This is a genomic window from Paraburkholderia caffeinilytica (assembly GCF_051027425.1).
Classification (GTDB): domain Bacteria; phylum Pseudomonadota; class Gammaproteobacteria; order Burkholderiales; family Burkholderiaceae; genus Paraburkholderia; species Paraburkholderia caffeinilytica_A.
The window spans coordinates 538,516-554,832 of record NZ_CP186553.1; the positions used below are offsets into that span (position 1 = coordinate 538,516).

14 protein-coding genes are annotated in these 16,317 nt (G+C 62.6%); 5 read left to right on the top strand and 9 right to left on the bottom strand.

The genetic code is table 11. The features are described 5' to 3' along the window. Positions 1 to 201 precede the first annotated feature (201 nt). The 3 genes from ACOSV0_RS22970 (at position 202) to ACOSV0_RS22980 (ending at position 3,652) form a co-directional block, all read left to right on the top strand. Complete coding sequence (locus ACOSV0_RS22970) at positions 202 to 1,338, top strand: C45 family autoproteolytic acyltransferase/hydolase (protein ID WP_434113899.1); 1,137 nt, start codon at positions 202 to 204, stop codon at positions 1,336 to 1,338. Between the two features lie 75 nt (positions 1,339 to 1,413). Beyond that, the gene (locus tag ACOSV0_RS22975; RefSeq protein ID WP_434113900.1) at positions 1,414 to 2,277 is read left to right on the top strand and encodes an alpha/beta hydrolase; all 864 of its coding nucleotides are present in this window, start codon (positions 1,414 to 1,416) and stop codon (positions 2,275 to 2,277) included. 4 nt (positions 2,278 to 2,281) lie between these two features. Continuing rightward, positions 2,282 to 3,652 carry an MFS transporter gene (locus ACOSV0_RS22980; protein WP_434113902.1) on the top strand — a complete coding sequence of 457 codons (1,371 nt, stop codon included), beginning with the start codon at positions 2,282 to 2,284 and terminating at the stop codon, positions 3,650 to 3,652. Here ACOSV0_RS22980 and ACOSV0_RS22985 read toward each other — a convergent pair. Further along, positions 3,649 to 4,557 carry a LysR family transcriptional regulator gene (locus ACOSV0_RS22985; RefSeq protein ID WP_434113904.1) on the bottom strand — a complete coding sequence of 303 codons (909 nt, stop codon included), beginning with the start codon at positions 4,555 to 4,557 and terminating at the stop codon, positions 3,649 to 3,651. The two genes, ACOSV0_RS22980 and ACOSV0_RS22985, sit on opposite strands and share 4 nt — an antisense overlap. Positions 4,558 to 4,724: 167 nt before the next feature. On the opposite strand from ACOSV0_RS22985, the gene ACOSV0_RS22990 reads away from it, so the two are divergent. Next, positions 4,725 to 6,284, top strand: coding sequence for an MFS transporter (locus ACOSV0_RS22990; RefSeq protein ID WP_434113906.1), 1,560 nt, complete (start codon positions 4,725 to 4,727; stop codon positions 6,282 to 6,284). Positions 6,285 to 6,658: 374 nt separating this feature from the next. After that, positions 6,659 to 8,608: a TonB-dependent siderophore receptor gene (locus ACOSV0_RS22995; protein WP_434113908.1), complete on the top strand. Its 1,950-nt coding sequence runs from the start codon at positions 6,659 to 6,661 to the stop codon at positions 8,606 to 8,608. A 134-nt stretch (positions 8,609 to 8,742) separates the two neighbouring features. Here the strand turns inward: ACOSV0_RS22995 and ACOSV0_RS23000 are convergent, their stop codons facing one another. From ACOSV0_RS23000 to ACOSV0_RS23035, 8 genes are all read right to left on the bottom strand, one after another. Next, a complete protein-coding gene (locus ACOSV0_RS23000) occupies positions 8,743 to 9,624 on the bottom strand; it encodes a LysR family transcriptional regulator (RefSeq protein WP_434113911.1) in 882 nt (293 codons plus the stop codon). Positions 9,625 to 9,755: 131 nt separating this feature from the next. Continuing rightward, positions 9,756 to 10,580 carry a putative hydro-lyase gene (locus ACOSV0_RS23005; protein WP_434113913.1) on the bottom strand — a complete coding sequence of 275 codons (825 nt, stop codon included), beginning with the start codon at positions 10,578 to 10,580 and terminating at the stop codon, positions 9,756 to 9,758. A gap of 48 nt (positions 10,581 to 10,628) precedes the next feature. Then, the gene (locus ACOSV0_RS23010) at positions 10,629 to 11,951 is read right to left on the bottom strand and encodes an MFS transporter (protein ID WP_434113915.1); all 1,323 of its coding nucleotides are present in this window, start codon (positions 11,949 to 11,951) and stop codon (positions 10,629 to 10,631) included. Between the two features lie 221 nt (positions 11,952 to 12,172). Then, positions 12,173 to 12,403, bottom strand: a complete 231-nt coding sequence (locus tag ACOSV0_RS23015) for an acetyl-CoA carboxylase biotin carboxyl carrier protein subunit (protein ID WP_434113917.1) — start codon at positions 12,401 to 12,403, stop codon at positions 12,173 to 12,175. A 9-nt stretch (positions 12,404 to 12,412) separates the two neighbouring features. Next, positions 12,413 to 13,192 carry a LamB/YcsF family protein gene (locus ACOSV0_RS23020; protein ID WP_434113920.1) on the bottom strand — a complete coding sequence of 260 codons (780 nt, stop codon included), beginning with the start codon at positions 13,190 to 13,192 and terminating at the stop codon, positions 12,413 to 12,415. Beyond that, positions 13,185 to 14,132: a biotin-dependent carboxyltransferase family protein gene (locus ACOSV0_RS23025; protein ID WP_434113922.1), complete on the bottom strand. Its 948-nt coding sequence runs from the start codon at positions 14,130 to 14,132 to the stop codon at positions 13,185 to 13,187. The genes ACOSV0_RS23020 and ACOSV0_RS23025 overlap by 8 nt, the downstream gene beginning before the upstream one ends. Beyond that, entirely contained in the window at positions 14,129 to 14,899 is a 771-nt protein-coding gene (gene pxpB / locus ACOSV0_RS23030) for a 5-oxoprolinase subunit PxpB (protein WP_434113928.1), read from the bottom strand. Before pxpB ends, ACOSV0_RS23025 begins: the two co-directional genes overlap by 4 nt. Next, positions 14,896 to 16,290, bottom strand: coding sequence for an acetyl-CoA carboxylase biotin carboxylase subunit (locus ACOSV0_RS23035; protein ID WP_434113931.1), 1,395 nt, complete (start codon positions 16,288 to 16,290; stop codon positions 14,896 to 14,898). The genes pxpB and ACOSV0_RS23035 overlap by 4 nt, the downstream gene beginning before the upstream one ends. Between the last annotated feature and the right edge of the window lie 27 nt (positions 16,291 to 16,317).

Genomic DNA, 16,317 nt, shown 5'->3' on the forward strand with positions numbered 1-16,317 from the left:
CGCACGATTTTTCCCCGTCTCCACGCGTTGCATGATCGCACGAAACGAAAAATTTTCTTTCCATTCGATAAAGAAAATAACGCTTTTTATTTTGTTTGTGGCCAATGAGAATCGATTGGTCACAAATCAGGCCGATGGCGTCGGCGCGAGTCCTGTCCCGCTTGATGCCGTCGGCGGCAGCCAGGGTGAGGAGTCCCACACATGTCGCAAATCCAGCAGTTTCCGCAGTTTCCATTCGTCAGCGTGTCCGGCAAACCGTATGAACGCGGCCTGCAATATGGACGTGCCGCGGCGGCGCGTGTGCGCCTGAGCGCATCCCGCTACGGCCAGACGCTGCGCAATCTCGGCTACAGCGAGGCGTCGCAGACGGCGCTGATCCGCTCGCTCGAACAGGTCATCGGCGAGTTTCAACCTGCGTACCTGGACGAGATGCGCGGCATCGCCACCGGCGCGGAAGTGTCGTTCGAAGACATCGTGATGATCAATGCCCGTACCGAGGTGCTGGCCAAGGCGCGCGCCGAAATGGCGCTGCAAGCCGACGACGAAGACGGTTGTACCGGCGTGCTGGTGCTACCGTCGCGCACGTCGACCGGGCAGTTGATCCATGCGCAGAACTGGGACTGGAAGGCCGATTGCGTCGACACCGGCATCGTCTTGCGCGTACGCAACGACGACGGCCCCGATTTCCTGACCTTCGTCGAAGCGGGCGGTCTTGCGCGCAGCGGGCTCAATGCCGCGGGCGTGTCGATCACCGCGAATTATCTCGAGTCCGAACGCGACTTCACGCAGATGGGCGTGCCGCTCTCGCTGCTGCGCCGGCGCGTGCTGGAAGAGCCGGTGTTCGCGAACGCGTTGCGGGTGATCGCCACCACGCCGAAATCGTGTTCGAACAACATCATGCTCGGCATGGCCGAGGGCTTCGGCATCGATTTCGAATGCGCGCCGAACGAAGCGTTCCCGATCTATCCGGACGACGACCAGATGATCGTGCACGCGAACCACTGGATCAGCCCGGTCGCCCGCACCAAGCTGCTGGATACCGGTTGCGAGAGCTCGCCGGACAGCTATTACCGCGACTGGCGCGTGCGTCAGTTGCTGAAGGCCGCGCCGAAGGTGGATCGTGACGCGGTCAAGGCCGCACTGTTCGATGCATTCGCTACGCCGTTTTCCGTGTGCCGTCCGCCGCGTCCGGGCACGCGCCACACGATGACCGCGACGGTCGCGATGATCGTCATGGTGCCGGCCGCGGGAGAAATGGACGTCGCGCCGATGCCCGCGCTCAACCGGATTTTCACCCGCTACAGCCTGCACCACGAACCGCTCACCGAGGTGCCGTGAGTTGTGAATAAGCACGTGTGCCGCGCAGTGCGTGGCACGCACGAGACCGTTGAAATCGTCAGAGAGGAATGACAGATGTTCGATGCAGAGACGCGATCCACTCCGGGTCATGAGAAAGCGCAAGCGCTGTATGACCTGGGCTCGACCACCGTGTACGCGAGCCGCCACGATCCGCGCTTTCCGTATGCGCTGTATGTGCCGCCCGAAGTCCTGACACCCGGCAACGACGTCGAACTGGTTGTCGTGATGCACGGCACGGGGCGTCAGTTCACGCAGTATCGCGATGCGTTCGCGCCGTTCGGCCGCTGGAACCGTTGCATCGTGCTGTGCCCGCTGTTTCCGGTTGGCGTGCGCGGCGATGGTGAGCGCAGCGGCTTCAAGCGCCTGATCGAAGGCGATATCCGCTACGACAAAGTGCTGCTCGATATGGTGACCGAAGTGGGCGAGCGTTATGGCAAGCGTTTCGACAAATTCGCGCTGTTCGGCTACTCGGGCGGTGGGCAGTATGTGAACCGCTTTGCGTACGCGCATCCGGAGCGGCTATGGGCCGCGTCGATCGGCGCGCCGGGCAACGTCACCGTGCTGGACGACACGAAGGACTGGTGGCTAGGTACGGGCGGTTTCGAGCGCCACTTCGGCAAGCCGTTCGATCTGGCCACCTTGCAGCGTGTGCCGGTGCAGATGGTGGTGGGCCGCGCGGATCTGGAAACCTGGGAAATCACGGTGTCCGAAGATAGCCCGATGTATCTGCCCGGTATCAATGATGCGGGCGCGACGCGCCCGGAGCGGCTGCGTACGCTGAAAGCGTCGTTCGAGGCAGCCGGCGTTCGCGTGCGCTTCGACGAGATGGCCAATATCGCCCACAACGGCATGCAGGTCGTCGAGGTGGTACAGGACTTCTTTGCGCAAACATTGCGCACCCTGCGGGCCGGAGGATAAATACATGGACACCCAGCGCGATTCACGGAAGGTCTGGAAAACCATTGTATCGACGGTGATAGGAGGCACCTTCGAGTGGTTCGACTTCATGGTGTACTCCTATTTTTCGAGCACCATCGCCAGGGTGTTTTTCCCCAGCGTCGATCGCAGCGGGGCATTGTTGTTGACCTTCGCCACGTTCGCGGTCGGCTTCCTGGTGCGGCCGATCGGCGGCGTGGTGATGGGGATGGTCGCGGACCGGGTAGGGCGGGTGAAGGTGCTGTCGTGGATCATGGTGCTGATGTCGGTGGGCTCGCTGATCCTGGGGCTGACGCCGGGCTTCGCGACCCTTGGGCTCGTCGCGCCGCTGCTGGTGGTGGTCGGCCGCCTGGTGCAAGGCTTCGCGGTGGGGGCGCAATTCGCGCTGTCGTCGGTGACGATTTACGAGGTCGCGCCGCCCAACCGGAAGATGTTTTACGGCAGCTTCAACATGCTGTCGCTCGGGATCGCCGCGATGTTGTCTTCGGGGTGCAGTTACCTGCTGTCGCGTCACCTGTCGCATGCGGATCTGTCGGCCTGGGGATGGCGCGTGCCGTTCCTGATCGGCGCGCTGGTCGGGCCAATCGGTTTCTACATCCGCCACCATGTCGACGAGTCGGATGAATTCAACCGGTTGCAGGCACGCCCCGCGGCGCGGGCGCCCATGCACGAGCGGCTACGCGATTTTGTGCGTGAGAACGGCGATGCCGTAGTGTGCGCGATGGGCGTGATGATCGCCGGCACGTCGCTGAACTACGTGTGGAATGCGTATCTGCCAACCTACGCGCAGATTCAGTTGCACCTGTCGCTCAGTTCGTCGCTGCAAGGGATATTCGTCACGAGTATCGTGATGTGCGTTCTGTCACCGGTGTTCGGCTTGCTGGCGGACCGAGTCGGCGCGTATCGGCTGTTTTTCTTCTTTATCGTGGGCTGGCTGATCTGCGTCTTTCCGCTGTTCGCGTATTTGCTGGCCGACCCCACTGAGAGCCGTCTGATGATCGTTCGGGTTGTCGGCATACTCTTCCTGACCCTGCAAGGCGCCGCGCATCCGGGGATGCTGGTCAAGATATTCACCGTGCAGGGACGGTCCACCGGCGTGGCTATTTCGTATAACACCTCGGTCATGCTGTTTGGCGGGTTGGCGCCGTTCTATATCTCGCTGGTGGCGCGTTTCACGAACGCGCACTTCATTCCGCCGAGCTACCTGTTCGGTACCGGGTTGCTGGCGATCGCGCTGGTGCTCGTTTCGCGCACTGGGCGGCGGGTATTGCAGGAGGACCGGCTGGAGCGCATGCAGCGGCGTGCGGCACGCGAGACCGGTATGCAGCGCGCGAACTCGGGTGATCCGGTGGTTTAGGTTGGGCGGGCTGTCCGATTAACCTGGAACAGCTCCGCGCACATGAAATCGACGAACACTCTGAGCTTCGGCGACAACTGCCGGCTCGATGGCCATAGGATCGAGAACTGTCCTGGGGCGATCTGATGCTCGTCGAGCAACGTCGTGAGCGTGCCTGCCGCGAGCGCGTCGCGCACCAGAAAGTCCGGCATGTACCCAATGCCGAAGTTCGCGATGACAGCCTCACGCAACGCCTCCATGTTGTTGCAGGTTATCGCCGTGCGCAGGTTCGCCGGCTCACCGCCATCCGCCAACAATTCCCACGGCTGGAGCTTGCCTGTGGTTGGAAAACGGTAGCGCACGCACGCGTGCATTTCCAGATCTCGCAGCGTATGCGGCACGCCGGCTTGCGCGAGATAACCGGGCGACGCGCATAGCGTGAAACAGAACGCGCCGAGACGGCGTGACATCAGACTCGAATCCGTCAACGTGCCGCTGCGGATGACGGCGTCAAAACCGCCTTCGACGACGTCCACTAGCCGGTCGTTGAAATCCAGATCGAGTTCGACATCGGGATAGCGCCGGGTGAATTCCGGCAGTACGGGCAACAGGAAGCGATAACCGATCGCGGGCAGGCTGACGCGCAGCCTGCCGCGTGGCGTTTGCGCGGCCTCCGACAGCGTCGCCTCGGCATCGCGCAGATCTTCCAGTATCCGGTGACAGCGGTCGTAGAAGTGACGTCCCTCGTCGGTGAGCGTGACCTTGCGTGTGGTGCGGTGAAAGAGCCGCACGCCGAGCGATTGTTCCAGCTTTGCGATCGTCTTGCCGACCGCCGATGCCGAGATGCCGAGCTTGTGGCCGGCGGCGACGAAGCTAAGCGCCTCCGCCGTGCGCACAAACGCGACGATTCCATTGAGGTTGTCCATCTCGCTCTGACATTTGTGTCGCTGATCGAATTCAGGAATTTAACTCCTTGATCAGCGGAATTCCACGTGGTTTTTATCTGATTGAATCCGAATTATCGTTGATCGCTCTGCCGGGAGTGCGCGTCCGCGGGACGTTGCGCTGACCGGCGTCCTTTGGGGGAGCGTCAATGAGCAACACTTTTTCTTCCGTTTCATTAGGGCGGCCAGTCGCCATTCTCACGGCCGTTTGTCTCGCTGCGCTCGCATTGCCGCTCAGTTTTTCGGCCGGTGCGCTGGCCACGCCCGCGATCGGCCGGGAGCTCGCGGGTGGCCCGGTCGAGATGAACTGGATCACGAACGCGTTCATGCTGACCTTCGGCAGCCTGCTGATGGCGGCGGGGGCACTCGCGGACCGGTACGGGCGCAAGCGCTTATTCGCGATCGGCGTAAGCGGATTCACGCTGGTCTCGCTGTTGCTCGGCTTCGCGCCGTCGATCCTGATTGTCGATCTGCTGCGTGCTGTGCAGGGTGTTGCCGCCGCGGCCGCGCTGGCGGGCGGGACTGCGGCGCTCGCGCAGGAGTTCGATGGCCGCGGGCGCACCCGGGCCTTCAGTCTGCTCGGTACGACCTTCGGGCTTGGGCTTGCATTCGGACCCGTGCTAGCCGGTTTTATGATCGAGCGCTTCGGCTGGCGAGCGATCTTCGCGACGGGCGCCGTAGTGGGCGCTCTGTCGCTGCTGTTCGGCGTGCCGCAGATGCGTGAATCGCGCGACCCGGACGCGCAGCGTATCGACTGGGCGGGAATAGCGACGTTCACCGGCGCGTTGTCGTGCTTCACGTTCGGTGTGATCCAGTCGTCAGAGAGCGGCTGGTCTAGCCCGCTCGTCGTCGGATTCCTGTTGGGCGCGGCACTGCTGGGCGCAGCGTTCTGGGTAGTCGAAACGCGAGTCGCGCGGCCCATGCTTGATGTGTCGTTGTTCCGCTATCCGCGGTTTGTCGGTGTACAAGTGCTGCCGATCGCGACCTGCTACTGCTACATCGTGCTGCTCGTCGTGCTGCCGCTGCGTTTCGTCGGGGTCGACGGCTACAGCGAGATCGACGCCGGCTTGCTGATGCTCGCGCTGTCCGCGCCGATGCTCGTCGTACCGATCGCCGCTGCGATGCTGACGCGCTGGATGTCCGCCGGTGTCATCTCGGGCATCGGCTTGCTGATCGCCGCAACCGGCTTGTACTGGCTGACCGTTGTGCTGCGCGGCGGCGCGAGCGATGCCGCGATCGCACCCTTGCTCACAATCGGCATCGGCGCAGGGATGCCCTGGGGATTGATGGACGGCCTGTCGGTGAGCGTCGTGCCGAAGGAGCGTGCCGGGATGGCGACGGGTATCTTCAGCACCACGCGCGTTGCAGGCGAATGCATTGCACTCGCGACGGTCAGCGCAATTCTGGCCGTACTCACGCAGGCACGCGTGCAGTCGACCCTGAGGCCGCATGCCGTATCCGCCGACGTATCCGAGGCCGCGGCGCGACTGGCTGCAGGCGATCTCGACCGCGCGTCGGCGCTTCTTCCGGATCTCGCCCGTGCGACGTTGCAGCATATCTATACCGATGCGTTCGGTCTTTTGCTCGGCGGATTGACCGTCGTTACGCTGCTCTGTGCGATTGCGGTGTTCGTGATTCTTGGCCGTACTCGCGCCGACGACGATGCGTTGGCTCCTCGGGTCGAAGCGGCCGGTCGCAGCGCCACCTGAATCCGTAAGTTGCCGTAAGGGTCGGTGCATGCCGGCCGTTGCGGGCCAGGATAAACCCGTAGTAACATCCTTTCAATTAATAATGATTCTCATTACAATAGCGCTGTACGATCTTTTTCCACCGGCAGACTCTCCCATTTTTATCGATGCATCCTCATCCGATCTATTTCGTGATCCTCACTGTTCTCGCGTGCGGTTCGTCGCTAACCTATGCGCAAACCGCCGCTTCGGACTCTTCGGCCGCACCTTCGTCGTCATCAAATACGCCATCTTCGCCTTCCGACGATAAAACCAGCTCTACCGCGCCCGCTGCCGGCAGCGAACTCCCTACAGTGAAAATCACGGGGACCAACTCACGCAGTGCCGCATTCGACATGCCCGCTGCCGCACAGGTCACGAAGTCATCCGTTCCATTGAGCGAAACGCCACAATCGATCAGCGTGGTGACGCGCGATCTGATGGATGCGCAACAGGTCCAGACGCTTAACGACGCCCTGCACGATGTGCCCGGCGTGATCTCCGGCACCTATGGTCGCCGCGGTTGGGACGACTTCATCATCCGCGGACAGACCGCGTCGGATTCGGTCTATCTCGACGGCCTGCGCACGGCGATCAACAACCGCTTCGCCGAAGAAATCTTCGGCTTGCAGCAGATCGAAGTGCTTAAGGGGCCGGCCACGCTGCTCTCCGGTCTTGTGCTGCCCGGCGGCATGGTCAACATGGTCAGCAAGCGTCCGGAAGCCGATGAATTCGCCAACGTGGATTTCACGGTCGGCAGCCACGGCTACTACCAGGCGAGTGTCGATATGGGCACGCCGCTGTCGGAGAACGGCAAAGCCGCGTTCCGCATCAACGCGCTCGCGATGAACTCGAATGACGCCACCGATTACGTCTGGTCGCGCAATCGCTATATCGCGCCGTCACTGTCGCTCGATCTCGGCCCGCGCACCGAATTCACGATTCTGACGAGCTATCAGGAACGCAATTACATCCGTCAGCAAGGTCTGCCGTGGTCCGGCTCCGTGCTGTCGAATTCGCACGGCAGTCTTTCGCGCAGCCTGTTCACGGGCGAACCCGACGAGCGGCCTTATTCCGGGCACGAGGCGCGCGTCGGCTACAGTTTTGCGCATCATTTCGATTCGGGATGGACGGTGAATCAGAATTTCCGCTGGCAGCAGTTTTCGATCGGCGGTCAACTCGTCTCCGCCGGTAAGGTTGCTTCGAACGGCACCACGCTCAGCCGCACCGCCACCGATTCGCAATGGTCCGGCGACACGCTCTCGTTCGACAACAACGCGCAAAAGACCTTCGACACCGCGCTTGGACGCCATGAAATCACGGCGGGCATCGACTATATGCGCGGACGCGAGGACGCAACCACGTACGCGTGCACGGTCGGCTCGATCAATATGTATAGCCCGGTCTACACGGGCACGATCACTTGCCCGACCAAGCCGAAGACGCACACGTACACGACGATTCGCGACCTCGGCTTCTATCTGCGCGACCAGATCGCGCTCGGCGAGCGCTGGCGCGTGCTCGCGGGCGTGCGCTACGACGATGCATCGAGCGACTCGCTCAACAAGCTCACCAACACGCGCAGTGACAATCCGTCCAGCGCGACGACCGGCTCGGTTGCCCTGATGTACGAATTGTTCCCGGGCGTCCGGCCCTACGTGAGCTACGCGACGTCGTTCTATCCGAACAGCGGTGCGGACGTGAACGGCAAAGTCTTCGATCCGGAGACCGGCAAGCAATGGGAAGCGGGCGTGAAGTTCGACATCGAGAAGGGACGCACCAGCGTGACGGTCGCGGCGTTCGATCTGCGTCGCCGCAACGTGCTTGAAGACGATCCGAACAACGACGGCTACAGCATCGCGGTGGGCGAGGAGCATTCGCGCGGCTTCGAATTCGGCTTCAACACCGAATTGACGAAACATTTGAGCTTGACGGGCGGTTATGCCTATACGTCGGCCGTGATCGCCGACGACGGCGGCCAGGAGCCGTCGACAGACGGCGTGCGCATCAACAACGTGCCGCGTCACAGCTTCAACGTGTTCGCGCGCTACAAGCTGCCAGGCGAACTGTATCGCTGGGAAATCAACGGCGGCGTGCGCGGTCAGAGTAATCTCTATGCGTACGGCTACACGATTCCGGGCTTCGTCGTCAGCGACGTCGGCGTGGGTTATACGGCGCCGCGCTGGCACGCGGCGCTGCGCCTGAGCAATATCTTCAACAAACACTACTACACCGGCGGCCTGAGCAATGCCGTGGCGCTTGGCGACGATCGCTCCATCATGCTCACTGTCGGCTATATGTATTGAACGTCGACTGAATGCCCGTGCCACACGGGCATGCCTGCGCTATCGCGCTATCGTAATTTCGAGGCTACGTTCACCGCTGCGCGACGCCGCGAAGCATGCCTTCGCGAGCCCGAGGCAGACCGAGCCACAGGAAATTATTCCGCCTTCCGATAATCCGGCGCGGCCTCGACGACGCAGCGAATGAACTCGGCAATCGCCGCTCGTTGAGTTTGCCCGCCACGTTCGACGAGCCCGATCTCACGGGTGAAGGTATGCTCGCCGAGCGACAGCTTATCGACACCTCGCGGAATATGCAGCGAGGCAGCATCCGGTATCAACGCGATGCCGACGCCTTGTTCGACGAGGCCGACGATACCTTGCAATTCATCGAGTTCGACGACGTCGTGCACGTGCACACGTATCTTGCGCAGAAAGCGTTCGACGAGACGACCGCCAAACGAATTCCGGTCATAGCGAATGAACGGCTCCGATGCGAGCAATTCGCGCCAGGGCGTCTTTGCGAGTTTCCTGGGCACGAGTAGAACGAACGGCTCGGCGCAGAGGAGGTGCCACTTCAATTCGGCGGGCAACGCGAACGGCGGTTTGATGATGAGGGCGGCATCCACTTCGCCGGAGTCGACCTGCGCCAGCAGATTCAACGAGACGCCGGGCACGACGCGTACGTGCCATCCCGGCGAACTCACACGGAACTTTTGAATCGCGGATACCAGCAACGAAGCCTGAGCCGAGGCAATGGCGCCGATGCGAAAAAAGCCGGTTGCGCTCGAGTCGCCGGCCTGATCGGAGAGCGTTGCATATTGCCGAAGCAGATCTTCCGCGACGGCCGCGGTCCTGATGCCGGCTTCGTTAAGTGTCGCGGAGCGCCCGGTTCGCTCAAAAAGCGAAAACCCCAGATCTTCTTCCAGCCGTTTGATTTGCGCGCTCACCGCCGATTGCGTCAGTCCGATATGCGAGCCGGCATTGCCAAAGGTGCCGAAACGGACTACGGCAAGAAACGTCTTGAGTTCGCGCATCATGGCGTCTGGGGCGGCGGGGTGGCCGCAGGCGTTGGTATGGCGTGTATTTCATCACAAAGCGGCGGCGCAAAGAAATCAGACCGCTTGTACCGATGGCAGCGGGCATTGCTTTCAGCCTGCCGCGAGCGAACTCAAAGCAGTTTCAGGTCGTCGGTGCGGACATCGCAGATCAGCATGTGGCCGGGCGCATGCGTGATGCAGATCGGCGGGCGCGCTTCGATCACCGCGGCTTGTGGTGTGACCCCGCAGCCCCAGAACACGGGTATTTCACCATCGAGAATCGCGGTCAGCTCGCCCTCGTCGGGAACACTGACATCGCGGATGCCGATCGCGTCCGGATCGCCGATATGAACGGGCGCGCCATGTGCGCCGGGCAGCTTCTCGCAGACGGCATACGCGATCGCTGCATCCTCCGGCGTGTAAGGCCGCATCGACACCACCATCGGCCCGCGGAAAGCGCCCACCTGCCGCGTCTGAATCGACGTGCGGTACATCGGCACCACTTTCTGTTCGTCGACGTGACGCACGCTCAGACCGGCAACCTGCAAAGCGTGTTCGAACGACAGCGAGCAGCCGATCACGAAGCCGCCCCAATCCGCTTGCCACAACGCCGAGACATCGTCGAGTTCTTCGACCAGTTCGCCGTTGCGCCACACGCGATAACGGGGCAGGTCGGTGCGCAGATCGATGTCGTCGCCAAGTACTGGCACAAGGCTGCTGCCGGGTTCGGTCATGCCGATCAACGGACAGGGCGTCGGATTGGCGCGGCAATAGGCGGCGAAATCGTCCGCCCACGCCTTCGGCAACACGACGAGGTTGCCTTGCGCGTACCCAGGCGCCATGCCGCTGGTGTTGCCGTTGAAGCCCGCCCGTATTCTCGCGCGCTCGGCCCTGGGCGTTGGCGCGAGGGCGGCTTGCGCCTCAATGTGGGTGCTGACTGTCATGGTTTGCGTCATGCCGGGTGTCCGTGTCGAGGGGCGAAGTGAGCGCCGCGTGTGCCGGTGTCAGGTGAGCGATGCGTCGGCCGTTTCCTGGATGCCGGCGAGGGTCACAAGCGCGACCACCGCGGCGCCGACGAGCAGGAAGGCGGGACTCAGCAGATTGCCGGTGTGGCCGATCAGCGCGGTGGCGATATACGGCGTGACACCGCCGCCGAGAATCGCGCCGAAGTTGAAGCTGAATGCCATGCCGGTGTAGCGCACGCGAGTGGGGAACTGCTCGGTGTAGGTCGGATAACCGACCGACTGTACGATCGGCATCGGCAACGCGACGATGAACATCGCGAGAAACGCCAGCGGCATATTGTGATGGTTCATCAGCATCATCATCGGGATCACGAGGATCGCGTACGAAGTGAAGCCGATCGCGAGCACCCTGCGGCGTCCGATCCGATCGGACAGTGCGCCCCAGAGCGGCATCAATGCGGCCATCGTGATGCTGACAAACGACATCATCCAGAAGACACTGGTCTTGTCGTACTTCAGGTACGTGATCATATAGATGCTCATGAACACGAAGCCGACCCAGTACCCGGTATTCTGTCCGAACGACACCAGAAATACCTTGAGCATCGCCCCACGATGATGGGCGAAGACCTCACGCAACGGCGCCTTGACGGGCTCGCTTGCTTCGAGGACCTTCTTGAACGCGAGCGATTCGTCAATACGCCGGCGCATATACGCGGCAATCACCACGAGCGGCACCGCCATGAGAAACGGGATGCGCCAGCCCCAGTCGTGCAGTGCGGCGCTACTGACCGATGCAGTCGTCAGTCCGCAGACAGCCGCCGCAAGCGAACCGCCGATCGCGACACCGACCGGCGTTGCGGAACCAAACAGGCCGCGTTTGCCGCGTGGCGCCGATTCGGCAACGTAGGCCGCGGCGCCGGTCACTTCGGCACCGGAAAAGAAACCCTGAACAAGCCGTACGGCGAGCAGCGCAATCGGCGCAAGGACGCCGGCAGTGGACGCCACCGGCAACAGGCCTACGGCAGCCGTTGCGATGCCCATGCCGATCACCGTGACGAGCAGGACCGAGCGGCGTCCGATTCTGTCCCCGATCCGGCCGAGCACGATGCCGCCTATAGGGCGCATCAGGAAAGCGCTGCCGAACACGGCCAGTACGGATAGCAGCGACGCGGTGGCGTTGTCGGCAGGAAAGAACAACGGTCCGATGATCGCGGCCATATAACCGTACACACCGAATTCGTAGTACTCGATCGCGGTGCCGGCGGTTGCGGCGATGGCGGCTTTGCGAGCGGTCGTGCCGGGTATGGACGAAGATGGCGTCGTTTCGACATCGAACTCTGCTGCTGAGGCATTCGACATGATGATTCCCACGTGACGGTAACACTAGGACGAGATAAAAAGAGCGTCCGATTCCTTCGATGCGAGGTCGACGCACGATCGGTGGCTTCGGTTCACCCAGCTAGGGTTGGCTGCATGCGTTTGGCACGGGCCGGAGCAAAAAACAACGAGGAAACAAACTCTCAATTGATAAGCATGCCGAATATAAGTATGGATACCCGGGTGTGACAGGATCGAACGGCTCAGTCCGGAATGAAGTGGGCCACAGTCTGGCCTTCCTCGACCATTTCTCCTTCTGCGAGCAGATACGACGCAATGTGGCCCGACACGTCCGCTTCGACCGGGATTTCCATCTTCATCGATTCGAGTACGAATAGCTCGGCGCCGGCCGTCTGATGAACGCCCGGCTGCGCAACGATTTTCCAGAGCGTGCCGGTGGTTTCGGCGATGATGGGGATGGCAGGTTGAGTCATGATGTTCGTTCAGACGTGGCAAAGGGTTGAAGTTGTCGGCGCTTTAACGAGAACACCCGCGCGGGTCAGCGCGTCGCGGATCTGCTGGGCGAAGTTGGCCGCGCCGGGTTGATCGCCGTGTATGCAAAGCGTGTCCGGCTGCACCGGCACCCAGGCGCCGCTGAGCGCGCGTACGCGGCCTTCTTCGAGCATGCCGAGCACCTGTCGAACCGACTGGTCGACATCGGTGATGAGCGCCGCCGGATGGCCACGCGGCGTCAGCGTGCCGTCGTCCTGATAGGTACGGTCGGCGAAGACCTCCTGCGCAACGGACAAGCCCGCATCCCGTGCGGCATCCACTAGCTGGGAGCCGGCAAGACCGTAAAAGATCAGGCTTGGGTCGATATCCCGGACGGCAGCGCACAATGCATCTGACACGTCACGGTCGCGGGCGGCCAGGTTGTACAGCGCGCCATGTGCCTTCACGTGCGCGAGGCGCCCGCCCACGGCTTCGGCGAAAGTCTTGAGCGCACCGACCTGATACACCGTGATGTTGTAGATCTCGTCTACGCTGAGCTGCATCGTCCGGCGACCGAAGCCTTGCAGGTCGGGAAAGCCTGGATGCGCGCCGATCGCCACGCCGGCACGGTGTGCAGCACGCACCGTGGCCGCGATAGTCTGCGCGTCGCCCGCATGAAAACCGCAGGCGATGTTGGCGGACGTCACGTGCTGAAGTATTGCTTCGTCACTGCCGAGGCGATACACGCTGAAGCTTTCGCCGAGATCGCTGTTGAAGTCGATTTCAACCATGGCCGTGTTGTTCCAGTGCGGCGAAACAGTCTTCCTGCAATAGCAGAAGCCGTTGCGCGGTTTCCAGATCGACGCAGGTGAAACGCACGGATTCGCCTGGCATTTTCTGGGCGAGCCGGGGCAGATCGACCGCGCAAACGTGGGCGATCTTCGGATAGCCGCCGGTGGTCTGCCGATCCGCCATCAGGATGATGGGCTGGCCGTCCGCCGGTACCTGGATAGCACCGAAGCCGACCGCTTCGGAGGCGACGTCGCGTGGTGCGCTCAAATCGAGCCGCCCGCCTTCGAGGCGATAGCCCATGCGGTCCGATTGCGGCGCGAGCCGGTAAGGTTCATGCAGAAAAGTTTGTTGCGCCTGCATCGAAAAGTATTGCCATTCGCGGCCTGGCAGCACGCGGATCGGCGCGTCCGGCGCGCTCAGAACGTTTTCGTCGAATAGTGTCGGGCTTGGGTGGTGCGGCACAGGTCGGGTCGGTGCATGAGCGGTGAGCAGGTCGCCTTTCTTCAATGGGCGTCCCGCGTGACCGCCGTAGCCGCCTCGCGTGTAGGTGCTGGCGCTTCCCATCACCGGATCGAAGCGGAAGCCGCCGCGCACCGCGAGATACGCGCGCAGGCCGCTGCGGCGCTTGCCGAAAGAAAGCTCGCTGCCGGCGGGCACGATCGTCGCGCGATCGAGCGGGACCGGCACGGCGTCGAGCTTCGCGTCGAGATCGGCGCCGCTCAGCGCGATCACGGTGTCGTGCAGGAATCTCAGCGTCGGTCCCATCAGCGTGATTTCAAGCGTTGCATTCGTCGATGCATTGCCGACCAACGCGTTGGCAATACGGTGGGCACGTTCGTCCATGGCGCCGTTTGCCGGAATCCCGAGATGCTGGAAGCCAACACGGCCGAGGTCCTGAAAGGTGCTCAATGCGCCGGGCTTGATCACTTCGATGTTCATCGCGAGGCTCCCGGGTGTTCGTTGAGCGCGTCGAATTGAGCCGCGCTGATCGGCACGAAGCGGACCTGATCGCCGGCCTGTACGAGGCACGGTTCGGCGCGCGATGGCGCGAACAGCGACAGCGGCGTACGGCCGATCAGATTCCAGCCGCCCGGCAGCGTCAGCGGATAAATCACCGTTTGCCGGTTCGCGAGCCCGATCGAGCCTGGCTGGACAGCCGTGCGAGGTGTTGCACGCCTCGGCAGCGAAAGCGTTTCGTCGAACAGGCCGATATACGGATGTCCCGGTGCAAAGCCGAGCATCATCACGTCCACAGGTGCGCGGCTGTGATGTTCGATGAGTTCGGCCGACGACAGATTGCATGCGCAAGCGGCTTCGTCGAGATCGGGGCCGTGTTCGCCGCCGTAGCACACGGGAATCTCGACAATACGGGTCGTCGCGCGCTGCACGATATCGACGGTTTGCAGCATCGCGCCGAGCGCATCGCGGACCGTGTCGAACGGCATCCGCCGGATTGCGTCGCGCGGCACGCGTGCCGGATCGTAGTGGACGCCGACCGTCGTCAAGGCCGGAACGACGTCCGTGACGTAATCGGGCCGTGCCGATGCGATTCGCGCAGCGAAGGCGCGCGCCATCCGGTTGGCCTGCACGGTGTCGCCGCCCGCCAGTTCGACGATGAGCAGCCGTTCCCCTGATGGATGGATTGTCCACGACGGCGCGAGCGGCGCTACCGCGCTGTGTTTATGGGCGAGGAGTGACGAGCTCACAGTGCCACCGCCACGGAGGTGGGAGCCGCGACCGTCGGGATCAGCGTGGCTGCCTCGCGCTGAACGAAGCTGGTATCGACGTCGCCGGCAACGAACGACGGATGCGCCATCAGGCGTGCAAGAAACGCCGTGTTGTGCTGGATTCCCTCGATGCAACTCGCCGCGAGCGCTTCGGACATCACAGCGCGCGCTGTCTCGCGGGTCGCACCGAACGCGATGAGCTTGGCGATCATCGGATCGTAGAACGGCGAGATCGTGTCGCCTTCGCGCAGGCCCGTATCGACGCGCAAGCCATCGAGCCTGTATGACAGATCGTAACGTGTCAGCTTGCCTGGCGACGGCATGAAGTTCTTCGCCGGATTCTCCGCGTAGACGCGACACTCAATCGCCGCGCCGTGCCGACGGATATCGTCCTGCGCAATACGGCGGAGATCGCCGGACGCCAGCAGTATCTGCGCCTGCACGAGGTCCCAGCCGGTGATCGCTTCGGTCACACCATGCTCGACCTGAATGCGCGTGTTCATTTCGAGGAAGAAGAACGCGTGCGTCTGCGCATCGACGATGAACTCCACGGTACCCGCGCCGCTGTAGCGTTGCTGTTCGGCGAGAGCGACGGCGGCCTGCGTCATACGTTCCAGCACGTCGGCCGGCAGGTTGGGCGCGGGACTCTCTTCGACGATTTTCTGAAAGCGGCGCTGCACCGAGCATTCGCGTTCGAAGAGATGAACCGCGGAGCCGTCTCCGTAGCCGAACACCTGAATTTCGATGTGCCGGGCACGGGGCACGTAGCGCTCGAGATAGACGCCCGGATCGTTGAATGCTTTTGCTGCAAGTGCTTGTGTGGTGACGACGGTCTCGCGCAGCGTGGCGGGACTGTCGACCCGCTTCATGCCGATACCGCCACCGCCACCCGAGGCCTTCACGAGCAGCGGAAAACCGACACGTTGCGCTTCGTCTTCAAGGCGCGACAGATCGTCGGGCGAAAAACGGATACTGCCTGGCAAGACCGGAACGCCGCAATCGAGAGCGATCTGGCGAGCGCGATTCTTGTCGCCCATGTTCTCGATCGAGGCCACGGACGGGCCGATCCAGACCATGCCGCGCGCTTCGGCGGCGCTCGCAAAGGCCGTGTTCTCGGACAGGAAGCCGTAACCGGGATGGACCCCATCGGCGCCGTGCAGTGTGCCGGCAGCCAGCACGGCCTCGACGTTCAGATAGCTTTGTGAGGCAGGCGCCGGACCCACCGGGACGGCAATGTCGGCCATCGTGCAATGGAGGGCGTCAGCATCCGCGGCGGAATAGATCGCGATCGTTTCGATATCTAACTCGCGCGCGGCGCGAATGATACGACAGGCAATTTCGCCGCGATTGGCGACCAGAATCCGTTTCATGACGATAGAGGGCGATGGTGTCGAAGA